This window comes from Aquimarina sp. MMG016, from assembly GCF_018100805.1.
Classification (GTDB): Bacteria; Bacteroidota; Bacteroidia; order Flavobacteriales; family Flavobacteriaceae; genus Aquimarina.
In genome coordinates this window covers 139,164-152,741 of record NZ_JAGJEA010000009.1, presented here as the reverse complement: position 1 = coordinate 152,741, position 13,578 = coordinate 139,164, and the positions used below count along the sequence as shown (strand labels likewise).

At 33.3% G+C, this 13,578-nt stretch carries 12 protein-coding genes; 9 read left to right on the top strand and 3 right to left on the bottom strand.

Annotation, left to right across the window (positions count from 1 at the left end):
- The first annotated feature begins 258 nt into the window (after window positions 1-258).
- Entirely contained in the window at window positions 259-423 is a 165-nt protein-coding gene (locus tag J8M14_RS16735; RefSeq protein WP_211075959.1) for a hypothetical protein, read from the top strand.
- Between the two features lie 252 nt (window positions 424-675).
- Window positions 676-2,349 (top strand): hypothetical protein, encoded by a 1,674-nt coding sequence (locus J8M14_RS16730; protein WP_211075958.1) that lies wholly within the window; start codon window positions 676-678, stop codon window positions 2,347-2,349.
- 106 nt (window positions 2,350-2,455) lie between these two features.
- Here the strand turns inward: J8M14_RS16730 and J8M14_RS16725 are convergent, their stop codons facing one another.
- Window positions 2,456-3,610: a helix-turn-helix domain-containing protein gene (locus J8M14_RS16725; protein ID WP_211075957.1), complete on the bottom strand. Its 1,155-nt coding sequence runs from the start codon at window positions 3,608-3,610 to the stop codon at window positions 2,456-2,458.
- A 171-nt stretch (window positions 3,611-3,781) separates the two neighbouring features.
- Between J8M14_RS16725 and J8M14_RS16720 the strand changes: the two genes are divergently transcribed.
- From J8M14_RS16720 to J8M14_RS16700, 5 genes are read left to right on the top strand one after another with little or no spacing between them, the layout of a single operon-like run.
- A complete protein-coding gene (locus tag J8M14_RS16720) occupies window positions 3,782-6,328 on the top strand; it encodes a tail fiber domain-containing protein (protein ID WP_211075956.1) in 2,547 nt (848 codons plus the stop codon).
- A 10-nt stretch (window positions 6,329-6,338) separates the two neighbouring features.
- Window positions 6,339-8,360, top strand: a complete 2,022-nt coding sequence (locus J8M14_RS16715) for a tail fiber domain-containing protein (protein ID WP_211075955.1) — start codon at window positions 6,339-6,341, stop codon at window positions 8,358-8,360.
- Window positions 8,361-8,377: 17 nt separating this feature from the next.
- Window positions 8,378-8,851: a T9SS type A sorting domain-containing protein gene (locus J8M14_RS16710; protein WP_211075954.1), complete on the top strand. Its 474-nt coding sequence runs from the start codon at window positions 8,378-8,380 to the stop codon at window positions 8,849-8,851.
- 55 nt (window positions 8,852-8,906) lie between these two features.
- Complete coding sequence (locus J8M14_RS16705) at window positions 8,907-9,506, top strand: LysE family transporter (protein WP_211075953.1); 600 nt, start codon at window positions 8,907-8,909, stop codon at window positions 9,504-9,506.
- A 52-nt stretch (window positions 9,507-9,558) separates the two neighbouring features.
- Complete coding sequence (locus J8M14_RS16700; RefSeq protein WP_211075952.1) at window positions 9,559-10,059, top strand: DUF1761 domain-containing protein; 501 nt, start codon at window positions 9,559-9,561, stop codon at window positions 10,057-10,059.
- Between the two features lie 53 nt (window positions 10,060-10,112).
- On the opposite strand, the gene J8M14_RS16695 is transcribed toward J8M14_RS16700, so the two are convergent.
- Both J8M14_RS16695 and J8M14_RS16690 read right to left on the bottom strand, forming a co-directional pair.
- Window positions 10,113-11,126 carry a metal-dependent hydrolase gene (locus J8M14_RS16695; protein WP_211075951.1) on the bottom strand — a complete coding sequence of 338 codons (1,014 nt, stop codon included), beginning with the start codon at window positions 11,124-11,126 and terminating at the stop codon, window positions 10,113-10,115.
- Between the two features lie 8 nt (window positions 11,127-11,134).
- A complete protein-coding gene (locus J8M14_RS16690) occupies window positions 11,135-12,325 on the bottom strand; it encodes a hypothetical protein (RefSeq protein ID WP_211075950.1) in 1,191 nt (396 codons plus the stop codon).
- Window positions 12,326-12,604: 279 nt separating this feature from the next.
- On the opposite strand from J8M14_RS16690, the gene J8M14_RS16685 reads away from it, so the two are divergent.
- The gene (locus tag J8M14_RS16685; RefSeq protein ID WP_211075949.1) at window positions 12,605-13,009 is read left to right on the top strand and encodes a response regulator; all 405 of its coding nucleotides are present in this window, start codon (window positions 12,605-12,607) and stop codon (window positions 13,007-13,009) included.
- Between the two features lie 113 nt (window positions 13,010-13,122).
- Complete coding sequence (locus J8M14_RS16680) at window positions 13,123-13,557, top strand: response regulator (RefSeq protein ID WP_211075948.1); 435 nt, start codon at window positions 13,123-13,125, stop codon at window positions 13,555-13,557.
- Window positions 13,558-13,578 lie beyond the last annotated feature (21 nt).

The window sequence follows — 13,578 nt, the reverse complement described above, 5'->3', positions numbered from 1 at the left end:
ACGAAGATAAGGGGTCGTAGATTTCTCTCTTTGCAATAGTAAACCATCTTGCCTTAGGTAGGATGGTTTTTTTTATGGATGGTGTTTGTGTTTATAATCAGAAACTAATACTTATTGAAAAGAAATGGTAGGTAACACTCACTTACTCACCTCTAAAACACTCACTAACTAACATTGTACCCCCATTTGTACCCCGCATATTTTTTGAACTAATGCTTCCGTAAAATACCTTGCGGTCACTTTGAAAATAGAAAAGGTATGTTTCAATTTTTAAAATGGTTTTCAAAAAAGGAAGACAAAAACAGTAAGGGAAGTCATAATGACAGAACCCTGAGAGAAATGAAAGCCGAAAAACGACAATTAAAGAATCGATTAGAAGCTTTACAAGAAATTGAAGAAAAATTAAAGGAAGCGATTAAATGATTTTTTGATGCTAACCAAAACACCCCAAATGAAGAAAAAACTGCTTTTTATTCACCAAAAACCAATGATCCCAAAATAATAGAGAAGATCAATAAACTATAAGTATACATAACAACTCTTTAAAACCTTGTCAATGGAATTTTTATTTAATAAATTAGAAAGATATAGAATAGAAATAGTAATGATTTCAATCTATGTTATATTTCTCAATATCATTTTGTATTGGTTGTGAAATAAGTAGTTTTGCACTTTATGACCAAAATAAAATACGCTTTACACATAATTTGTTTTTGTATAGTTTCTGTACTCCAATCTCAGGAAATTCAGGGTGAAAGAGAACTCCCGAAATCTCCTGAAGAACTGGCAATAGAGAAGAGGATCAATGCTACTGGGATATTGATGTACACTAAACCCAAAACAGCTGAATTCGATTTTGAAGCTATTTTAACTGAATTAGATCAAATCATTCGCGAATTGCCTCGAGGTAAACGTAGAAACTTTTTACTTAAAAAAGCTCAGATTCTTGAATATCTCGCCTATTTATATCATCGCGAAAGCAGTTTCAGAAGATCTTTAGGGCATTGTTTTCACAGTATTAAGTTGAAAACAGATATGGGAGATCTTGCTCATTTGGGTACCCCACACGTATTGGCAGGAGTCATACAAAATGATTATAACGAGACCGATGAAGCGTTAGCGAATATCCAAAAGGGACTTCAAATACATAAAAAATCCGGTAATGTAGAAGGTATATCTCAGGCATTGAGTTATCAGGCAAATATTTATGCAAACCCAAAAGTAGCAGAATATGTAAAAGCTCGTGAGCAGTTTAAAAAAGCTTTGTTTTATGCAGATTCAATTCAATACCCAAGAGGAATAGCGATTGCATCCCAATTATATGGTGTCTTTTTAAGAGAACATATAAATGATTCAAAGGCTTCAATCTCATATATACAAAAAGCATTGGATATATACGAAGAGCTTAATAATTCAATAGGGAAGGAAGAGGCACATTCACAATTAGCAAAAAGCTTTGAGGTGTTAGGGGATATTGAGAAAAGTATTGATCATGCCAAGAAGGCTATTACACTAGCGGTAACCATGAAAAGCAGGAAACAAATGTCTCAGGGGTATTTGGCATTAAGCAATATATACCAGAAAAAAGCTGATGATAAGAAAGCTTTACAATTTTATCAATTGCATCAAAAACACGAAGATACGTTACAGAAAAAACTAAATGTGAAGAAAAATATGGCGCACGAACTACGTTTGAAATTTGATATGGAAAAACGTATGGATAGCCTGAAACAAGTACAGGAAAAAGAACGTATTGCAGGGCAATTAGATAAAGAAAAAGCTACAAAAACTAGAAACCTGATGGTATTTGTTGGACTTGGGGTTTTGGCAATTTTAATTGTATTGTATACCAGAAAATCATTACAGCTTACAAGAATACAGAAAAAGGTATTGCAGGAAGAATTGGAGGAAAGTGAAAAAAAGATAGAAACTAAAGAAGAAGAAATTACAAGCTTAATTACAGAATCCATACAACATATCAATACCAAAAAGAAGCTGGTAGAAGACCTGAAAAAGATATCAAAGGAAGAAAACTCAGAGGTGACATTAAAAAGTGTGATTGCAGAGCTAAAAGCAGATCATATTGATGATGCTCGTTTGCTGATGATTCGAACCAATCTTGAAGAAGTAAGTTTTGAGTTTTATAAAAAGTTAAGTGAGTTATATCCTGTGCTGACAAAAACCGATATAGAAGTATGTTCTTATATCAGACTTGGATTGTCTCGTAAGGAAATTGCCAATCTACGTAATACTACGATTAATGCCATCAAAGCCACACGCCGCAGGTTAAAACGAAAATTGGATTTGACCGCAGAGGATTCTTTGGATGACTTCATCAAGTCTATATAAGTATTAACGATATCGAGCTAGATATAAAAAGATTAAAAAGGTACATCGAGATTCTGAAAATTGAATCATATACTATAACTAGAAACCAAGGACCAAAAACTATTAACTAAGCGCCTCCTTCTTTCTTCTTAAACTCATTAGGAGTCATACCCATAACTTCTTTAAATCGAGTATTAAAGGTCGACTTAGAGTTAAAACCAGCTTCTTGCGCAATAGCTTCCAGTGTAAAATGCTTATAATCTGGATTAACAAGTAAGTCACAAGCAAACTTGATACGATACGAATTAATGTATTGGAAAAAATTCATTCCATAATGTTGATTAATGATCAAAGACAATACATGACCTGGAATATCTAAAGAAGTAGCCAAATGACTCAATCTGATTTGTTTGTTTAGGAAAGGGCGATCGGTATGCATTTCGTTTTCCAAAATCGTAACATATTGTTGTAACTGCTCCTCTTCAATTTGTTTTTTAGCTTCAGAGGGAGCTGTTATTGATTTGGTTTCGGTTGTTTTTACAATTGATTCCTGCATTTTAGTATTTGTACTTACAGCATATAAAACAGGTTGTTGTAATCCAAAAAATGCAAATGCCATCAACATCAATAAAAAGGCAAAAGCTTTCATGCCCAGAAGAATAGAAGTGGTATTTTCATTAAAATCGAAAAGGGAACTCATTACAAAAAAAACCGCCATACCAATCACAAAAAAGATGAGTCTTTTAAACCAATTAAGAGTTATGTAAATACTATCTGATGCAAATTGGTTTACATAGTTTTTTTGATGTTTTCTGAGTAAGTTAAAAATCAAAAACAGGTATATCATGATGGTAATTATCAGTGTAATGATGTATACCAACATTAAAACATTACCCGTTTCTTTTGCAATATGAGGAGGTACAGGAGGTTGTATAAAAGTAAATATCAGATAAAAGATTACAAATGGAGCAAAATGTAACCATCTAAACCAAGGTTTGATGGGTATACCAAAAATATCAAGTAAAAAGAAATACAATCCCAGTGGTATCAAAAAGAAAGCTACAGGATTGGTACCAAGAGTAATAAGTATATCCTGCGGGATAGCTTCCGAACTATACATAATAACCCCAAAAGCATACATGGCAATACCAGTAAATACCAAAAGAATCCATTTACTGGTTTTGATTCGCCCTAAAAGAGCAAATAGAATACAAAATATGCAGAGAATAAACGCTCCAGAGAGTACAATAAAAGGAAGGAAAAACTCTTTTGATAACTGCATATAATCAAAGGTATTTGAATTTTTTCATTTAAAGTATAAAAACGTTCGAACTTAGAAAGTTTGAACACTATTTCGCCTTTGAGATACATATAAAACAACAGTTTGCGATAATTTAGCACCTGATTGCTAAGAGGTAAGAGCTTTTAGTTTATTAACCCCAAATCTCTCTTTATGAATCAAAAATATCTGCTTTTTTTATACGTTTGCTTATGTGCTTATAGTGTAAACGCGCAAACACCACCTGGCATAAATTATCAATCTATCGTGCGTAATACCGATGGAGATGTGATGATCAATCAAAATATAAGCTTTCAGTTTAGAATTCTCGAAGATGCTATAAACGGAACGACAGTATATACAGAGACACATAATGTCACAACCAGTGATAATGGGTTGGTTACTTTGATCCTTGGTCAAGGTGTTTCTTCAGATGATTTTTCTGCCATAGATTGGGCGCATCATTCACATTTTTTAGAAGTTTCTATAGACGAAACAGGAGGAACGAATTATTCGGCTCTAGGAACCTCTCAGTTACTATCTGTTCCGTATGCATTAATGACTGCTAATACAGAATCTTTTAAAGACGCGGATGACGATACCAAAATTCAGGTAGAAGAGACTGCTGATGAGGATATTATCCGTTTTGATATAGCAAGTGAAGAACAGCTTCAAATCAGAACAAATACTAACGGAGATTTACTATTGCATACTACATCTGTAAATAAATCCACTTTTTTAGGACATAATGCAGGAAACGTGAATATAGGTAGTAACAATGCCTTTATAGGGTATAAAGCAGGAGAAGTAAATACGGGTAGTCATAATACTTTTGTAGGATCATTAGCAGGAGTGAATTCCACGGCAGGATTCAACACTTTTTTAGGAGCTTATGCAGGCGAAAATAATACTACTGGTGATGAGAATACTTTTGTAGGTCTTGATGCTGGATACAGCAATACTATGGGTAGTGAAAATGTTTTTTTAGGTAGTGAAGCAGCTAATAAGAATATTAATGGAGCCAGAAATGTTGTGTTAGGTGCTTATGCGCATAGTGGTTCTTCTGCAATCACAGGCGATAATAATGTGATGCTTGGTAATCGAAGCGGTTACAACAATGCAGGTAATGGAAATTTATTTTTAGGTTATCATTCTGGCTATAATGAATTGTCGTCTAATAAATTGTATATCGAAAATTCAGATAGTAATTCTCCACTGGTTTACGGAGAGTTTGACAATGATTTATTACGAATTAATGGAACGTTAGATGTCAATAATGCTTATCAATTTCCTCTTACTGATGGGGCTTTAAATCAGGTGTTAGCTACTGATGGTGCTGGAAATATATCGTGGAATACAATTACAACTCCATCGATTATAGAACTTACAGATGCTGATGATGATACCAAAATTCAGGTAGAAGAGACTGCTGATGAAGATATTATCCGTTTTGACATAGCAGGAGAAGAACGTTTTAGAATCAACGGACACAGATTAGAACCAGTGAACAATAGTTTTTCCACATTTTTAGGTGTAGATGCAGGTGTTAATATTGATAATACAGAATTTACAGGTAATGTTGGTGTAGGATTTCAGGCGGCTTATGAACTAACTACTGGTACAGATAATATTGCAATCGGTAGGGCTTCTTTGTACAATAACAAAACAGGAAACGCTAATGTAGGAATAGGATATTCCACTTTATTTAAAACTACAGGAAGTAATAATGTAGGTGTCGGAGATAGAGCATTACAAAAAAACACAACAGGAATCCAAAATGTAGTTATAGGTTCAAGTGCTTCTTCAAAATCTACGACAGGAAGTAATAATGTAATCATTGGATATCATGCAGGAACAAGCGCTACCAATTCTATAATACTTAATAATGGTGATAGAAACATTTTCATTGGCAATGAAGCTGGAAGTCAGGAAACAGGAAGCAATAAACTATATGTAGAAAGCTCAAATTCGACATCACCACTGATTTATGGAGAGTTTGATAACGATATGTTACGTGTTAATGGTGATTTTGAGGTAACAGAAACCGTTGAAGCAGAAAACTATATAATGAATGGAAATGGTGCTTATCTGGGATCAAACCTATATTATGATAGTGGATGGAAGTATAAAAATGATGATTACGGATGGGTTCTCAGGCATAATGCAAATGGAGCAATTCAGTTTGCCACAGCTGCATCCGGAATAGCCGATAATACAGCATCAATTGATACCAGATTACAAATAGAAAATAATGGTAATATAGGAATAGGAGTAACTGGAACATCTTATAAACTTCAGGTAGGATCTTCTGGAGATGGTACTGAGGCAAGAGCTAATTCTTGGAATACCTTTTCAGACCGACGTTGGAAAACAGATTTTAAAGTGATTCAAAATGCTATTCAAAAGATCCAAGCTATAAATGGGTATTACTACAAATGGAAGAACAAACCGGACACTACTACACAAGTAGGAGTTATTGCACAGGAAATAGAAGCAGTTTTATCAGAAGTTGTATCAACAGATGCTCAAGGATATAAATCTGTTGATTATTCAAAATTAACAGCATTACTAATCGAGGGTATAAAATCACAACAAAAAAGTATTCAATCTCAACATCAAAGAATAAAAAACCTGGAAATTGATGGTCAAAATATGAAAAAAGAAGTTGCAGAGATTAAAGCGATGCTAATGGTCAATTCGGATAGAACTAACAATCAATAAAACCGTATTTATGAAACAAGTACTACTAATATTAACAATAATTTGTGGAATAGTTGCGCAGGCTCAATCTCCAGAATTATTCAATTACCAAGCAGTAATAAAAGATAATAATGGTGATGTCATCGCCAATCAAAATGTAAGTTTTCAATTCGAAATTATTAAAAACAGTACAGGTGCTGCAGTTTTTACCGAAACACAAAATGTTACAACTACCGAAAACGGATTGGCAAGTCTAAGAATTGGTAATAGTTTTCAATTAAAAGGGACAGGAGTGTTATCCGGAATTGATTGGTCTGATGGTCCTTATAAATTAGAGATTTCAATAGATGAAACAGGTGGATCTAATTATAGTTTATTAGGTTCAACAATTTTGACTTCAGTTCCATATGCCATGCATGCTGATACGGTTGAAGAAGGAGATAATCTGGGAGATCATATGGTAACCCAAAACATTAATTTAGGGACAACCAATTATATCAGTCCTGATGGTTCTGATGCTGGAATATCATTTAATGCAGGAGGTGATGTATTAATAACAGATACAGATACTTTTTCTAATTTAAGAATACAAAATACCAATGCATCCAGTATTTCTAATATTGAAATAGGAGTACCTACAGCTACCTGGAATATAAGAATACAGGATAATCAATTTGTAATCTCTGAAGATGAAACTGAGAATAACAACATTTATATCGAAGAAGGGTCAGCAGAACGTTTACAGCACGATATCCATATAGACGCAGAAGGTCGTGTTGGGATAGCTACAAGTCAACCCTATCAGGATCCGAATGTAAAACTAGATGTAAATGGAAAAATTAGAATTGGGACTACAGATATTGGTAATGGCAGAGTATTGGTGTCGGATGCAGACGGGATTGGTACCTGGACAGATCCTAATACATTAGGTTTAGGAGGTTCGGGAGCGTTCTCGACTACTTCTGGAGTCACTTCTAATGTTTCGCAGACTGAAGAAACAGATGATTTTGTATTTGGTTCTTCACAATTAGAGGATGACGCAAATACTGATCACGACTACAGAATGTTTTTTGATAAGTCTAAGGGAGCTTTTAGAGTAGGTAGAGTAACAAGTACAGCTTGGGATGATGTAAATAGAGGTGATCAGTCGATAGCACTTGGATATAATACAGTATCTTCAGGTAATTACGCCTTTGCAGTAGGAGATATAAATATAGCTTCTGGAAATGCTTCAACGGTTATAGGTTCGGAAAATGTGGCCTCAGGAGAATTCTCTTTTGCTGGTGGTAGTAATACAAATGCTTCTGGATTTGCTTCATTTGCCTTCGGTACTAATACTGAAGCAAACGCAAATTATTCAAAATCAATTAGCTTTAATGGCAATACCTCTTCTTATGCGGAAACCGTGTTAGGAACATATAATACCAATGCTACAGGACAAACTACCACTTTCTGGGTAGCAACCGATCGTTTATTTACCATTGGTAATGGAGATATGGAGAGCAATAGAAGTGATGCTTTGGTTATTTTGAAAAATGGAAATACAGAGATTAATGGAACATTAACTATTGATGCTAATAATGATGATTCAGGGTATACATTTCCTGCAAATAGCCCTACTCCAGGACAAACGATTGGTGTAAATGGAGCGGGAGCATTGGAGTGGGTTATACCGGAAGCTGGAGCTTCAGACAAAAGATGGAAAGAAAATATAGTTCCTATTAGTGGCGCATTAAGTAAATTGGATCAAATCAATGGGTATTACTATGATTGGAAAGATAAAAGAGACCCTAATCGACAAGTGGGGGTTATTGCGCAAGAAATAGAATCTATATTGCCAGAAGCCGTGTATAGTGATGACAAAGGATATAAATATGTAAATTATCAATTATTAACTGCTCTGTTAATTCAGGTCAATAAGGAACAAGAGACTAAAATAAAAGCATTAGAATTTCAGATGCAGAAAATAGAAGAGTTGACAGTTTTAGTCAATAATGTATTACAAAAGGAAAAAGAGAAACTTTCTTCTAACGGATTTAGTACTAAAGAATAATAAAGTAATATATGAATATGAAATTGACAATCATCGCCTTATTATTAGGAGTCACATTGGTCAAGGCACAAACCATAGAGAGACAAGTTATTGGCGCAGCAGGAACTACTATAACAGATGGATCAGTAATCGTAGACTTTACGGTTGGAGAACAAGCCGTAACTACAATTACTGATGGAAATAGTATCCTGATTCAGGGATTTCATCAGGAGCCTTTTTCTAATCAAATATTAGATGTAGAAGACAATAATATATTGGATGGATTTACATTGTATCCTAACCCGGTATTAGATCAGTTTGTGATATGGGGACTTGTTGATAACGAAACATATAGGTTAGAAATTTTTAATGTTGGAGCTCAGAAAATAAAGACTATTGAAGATTATAGATCAGAACCCGTTTCAGTATTTAACTGGCGGGCAGGATTGTATTTAGTTAAAATTACTTCAGATTCAGCTTCCAAGATTGCTCGCATTATAAAAAGAAGATAAACCAATAACTCCCAAAAAAACTATATTTGTCTGGTAATCCATAAGTAAGACATATATGTCATTTATCGAAGGCTATGTTATAGGATTGGGGATGATCATTTTTATCGGCCCTGTATTCTTTTTATTATTGAATAGTAGTTTTCAATATGGTACTAAAGAAGGTATTGCAGTAGCCTTGGGGATTATAGTGAGTGATATTATTTGTGTACTGCTATGTTATTATGGACTTTCTAAATTTATTACTATAGAACAAAATGAGTTTTGGATAGGCGTCATAGGTAGTGTTATTGTCTTCGGATTAGGGGTTAATTACTTGTTTAAGAAAGCTGTAATTACAGCTAATGTTTCTATGAACACTAGAGGGTTACATGTTTTTTTTATAAAAGGATTTAGTGTCAACTTTTTTAATCCATTTGTTTTTGCGGTATGGATAGGAGTTTTCCAATATGGAAAATCAAAATATTCAGATCAGGGGGTATTGTTTGTTTTTTTAACTTCAGTTTTATTAGGAATCTTAACCACTGATCTACTGAAAGTGTTTCTTTCAAAGAAAGTAAAGAGGTTTATCTCTCCAAAACGACTCAGCACTTTTTTTAAGGTTACCGGAGTTATTCTGATCATCTTCTCTATTAGGTTGTTATACTGGGTTTTGTAAAAACAATTAACATTTTGTTTATATTTGATTAACAACTTTAAAACAAACTGATATGGAATTTAATTTTCTAATTACTGCAGCTGCAGCTCTTATCCCCATGGTGTTAGGGTTTATCTGGTATAACCCAAAAGTTTTTGGAACTGCTTGGATGAATGTTTGCGGCTTTACAGAAGAAGACCTGAAAGGAGGTAATATGCCTTTAATATTTATTCTTAGTTATTTACTTAGTTTTTTCCTGGCGTTTATATTAAACACTTTTGTAATTCACCAATTTGGTTTCTTTTCGTCATTAATGAATGATCCGGATTTGATGAAAGAAGGTACAGAAACATATCAATATGCTCAGGACTTTATGACAAAGTATGGTAATGAATTTAGAACCTTTAAACACGGAATGTTGCATGGATTTATGGTTGGGTTAATGGTAGTGCTGCCTGTAATGGGGACTAATGCAATGTTCGAAAGAAAAGGATTTAAGTATATCGCTATTAATGTTGGATATTGGATCGTTTGCCTTATGTTGATGGGTGGAGTAATTTGTCAATTTGGATAAATAGTAACACTAAATAATATGTATAAAAAGGGTCTAATGTTTTGGATCCTTTTTTATGACTTATTGCCAAGGACTCTGTCAAATAATTTTTTTAAAAGAGGAGAAGCTTCATCCATATTGCGTTCTCTTTCCTTTGCTTTGAGCTCACCTTTTGGATTATAGTATAATTCATAGCTAAATACAAATCGACTAGCTTCTTGCCCCATTCCTAATTGTCCAAATCTAAGATCATTAAAGAAAATCTTATCTTGATTTTTCTCAATAGTATACCAACCTTCAGAAAGTTTAATAAGTCTATGTACTAGAGAATCATTTTTCATTTCACCCAACAAATGGTGGTTTTTAGGAAATTCAGAAAAATCTACTTTATTGTCTTCATCCAGTAGGGAATAATAACCAATCAAAAAAGAATCTTCGGTTTCTATATTAGCAGTCCAGAGAATACTATTTAAGGGTGTCGGACGGGTTTGTATTTCTTTATATTGTAGCTGCTGATCTTCTAGGTTTGTTGTAAAATTTGCCTTGGCGCTTTGCTGGAGTAATAATGTAAGAAGTAAATACCCACTGCTACAATACAGCCCAAGATTGTTAAACTTCCGTCTTTTAGGGTGTGTACGTTTATAAAACATGGCAATAATTACAAATATCAGAAAAGGAACAGTATATAATGGATCAGCTACAAAAATATTATTAATAGCAACTTTATACTCTAATGGCCAGAATAATTGTGTGCCCCAGGTAGTAAAAGCATCAAGGATAGGATGTGTAAAGAGTCCGAGAAACATTAGTTTAGACCAACCTTTCCAATCAGTTTCTCCATTATTATATATTTTGGCAATTAGCCATCCAAATATGGGGGCAGCCATAATACTAAACAGAATCGAATGCGAAAATCCGCGATGTAATTCATTAGCAGTAACATTATCTACAAAAAGCTTGGATATAACATCCAGGTCGGGAATGGTCCCTGCTATTGCACCCCAAAGCATAGCTTTATTACCTACTTTTTTACCGAGCACAGCTTCTCCTACGGCAGCACCTAATACAATCTGGGTTAATGAATCCATATAAAGACCTAATCTAATTGAAGTTTAAAAGGGTTTCTGACCTCATATTCACTTGGTGAAATGAGTTCAACCAAAGGTTTTAAAATGGCATTAGAAATAGAGTTACCGTGGCGCACATATAATTTCATTTCCACCGGTCTAGCTCCTACACAGCTTTTGATGATCTCGGCTGTTCTACCCAATCTAAGTTGTTTAACCTTTTTTAAAATAGCCAAATCAACATAGTCATATAACATTTTTTGATAAATAGCATGTGATTTATTGTATTGATAATCTATTCCTATATGATTAGCATCTACTGCGTTTTCCAGGATAAAGGAGGTGGTGAATCCTATTAATTTTTGATCCAGGAAATACCCTTTGAAAATAAAGTCTTGATGTAGAGATTTTTTTAGGCTCTTAAAGGTAGATGCATTTAATTTACCAATCTTAAAATCTGCCTTTTCAATTACAGATAAATAGAGTCTGTTGATATCCTCCTTATATGTTTCTATATCTTCAGGAGTAAAATCCCTGACCATAATTATTTCAGACTTCTTAAAAACTTTTTTGGCTCTGGTTCTAAATTTAGTTCTCATGCTACCCAGATAATCGTCAAAAGTATTCCAATCAGGATTAAGATGTAACACCATATTAACATCAACTGTAAACTCTCTGAAATCTTGTTGTTTTATATAATCGCTGTGACTAAACGATTCTGGCCAAAACTCTTTGAGCAAAATAAAAGATGGTTTATCAGAATTTTCTGATTTTCTTATTTGACGTAAAGCATTGGATAAGTTTTCAAAAGCCCTTTTGGAACTGATAAGATTAGAATTATACATAAAACCATGTTCACCACAGGAAAAAAGGTTTCCGCACACCAAAACTTTTACATCCAGGTTTCTCATCAATATATTTCTAATAGCATCGCTTATTTTACATGGAAACTCTTGCACTTTTAGCTTAGCCGAATTAAATTTTATGAGTTGGGTAGCGGCAATTGCTACAGGTGTGTTTTTATTATAAAAAATAATATATCTAAAACTCATAGTTTCGGCAAGGGTATCTTCCAGAGTTTTAAGATATGTTATCGAGAGAAATAGATTGTGATTAGAATTTACAACATTCCAATCTTCTTTAGGTATATCAATAGTTGTTTTATAAAACTCATAATGAAGTGATGAGTCTTTCTGTTTATGTTTTATTTTTTCAATCATGAATCCCTTGCAGACAATTAGTAAGATATAAGTCGTCTGGTTTTTATCAAAGTTACATTTATTTTTTAATTAACCTTTATTAAAGGTTGATCAAAGCAAAAATATACGATAATGATTATTTCAGAATTTAATAGAAGCAAAACACATATTAATAGTTGGTTAGTAAACATTTAATCGTTAAAAACTTGATTTTAAACGAAAACTATTTAATTAACTATAGTTTTATTATTACTATTCCAAAAAAGTTTATTTTCTTTAAAGAGTAATTGGAAAAATCATATGAGTAAATTGGTAAATTGCGTCTTATTAATAGATGACGATAAAGCTACAAATTTCTTTAATGAAAGAGTTGTTACCAAACACGAAGGCTTTCAGCAAGTTAATACTGTGCAAAGCGGAATGGCAGCTCTCGAATATCTATCTGCTGTAGAAGATAATACAGCAGCAAAACCCGACCTTATTTTTTTGGACATTAACATGCCGGCTATGAATGGCTGGGAATTCTTAACTGAATTTTCAAAACTAGACCAAGAGGTAACTCAGGGCATTAAAGTAATTCTTTTATCCACATCTTCTAACCCGGACGATGTAAGAGAATCCGCTAAAAATCATTCAGTGGATGATTTTATTAATAAACCCTTATCTTTAGGTTTGTTAGATAATGTGTTGAAAGATCATTTTTGATTGTTTAGATATGGACATAATGGTAATTATTTTTTTATATGAAAGTGAAATCTTACTTTTGCGCGATTAACTTGTAATTGTCTGATATATAACGTGATTAATATTCTGGATAAATGGAGAAATTGAAACATTTCTTGCTGATTGATGATAGTAAGGCTACTAATTTTTTTAATAAAACCATTATTGAAAAAGTAGCATGTGTGGAGAAAGTTGTAATTGCTGAGAACGGAAAAGATGCATTAGATTATATTGAAAAAGGTATGATTCCCGAAGTTATATTTTTAGATATTAATATGCCAGTAATGAATGGTTGGGAATTTATCTCCAATTATCAAAAGTTGGATGATAAGTTTAAAAAATCTATTATTATTTTAATGTTAGGAGCAGAGTTGAATCAAGAAGAAAAAAAACTAGTAGAAAGTATTCCTGAAATACATGGGTTTGAAGAAAAAATGCTTACCAAAAATATTGTTCAGAAAATAGTAAACAATTTTTTTGGAAGCGCTGATACAATTACAAGCTCTACATTAGATAATATGGCCTCCTAATCTTTAAAAGGAGAACATCAA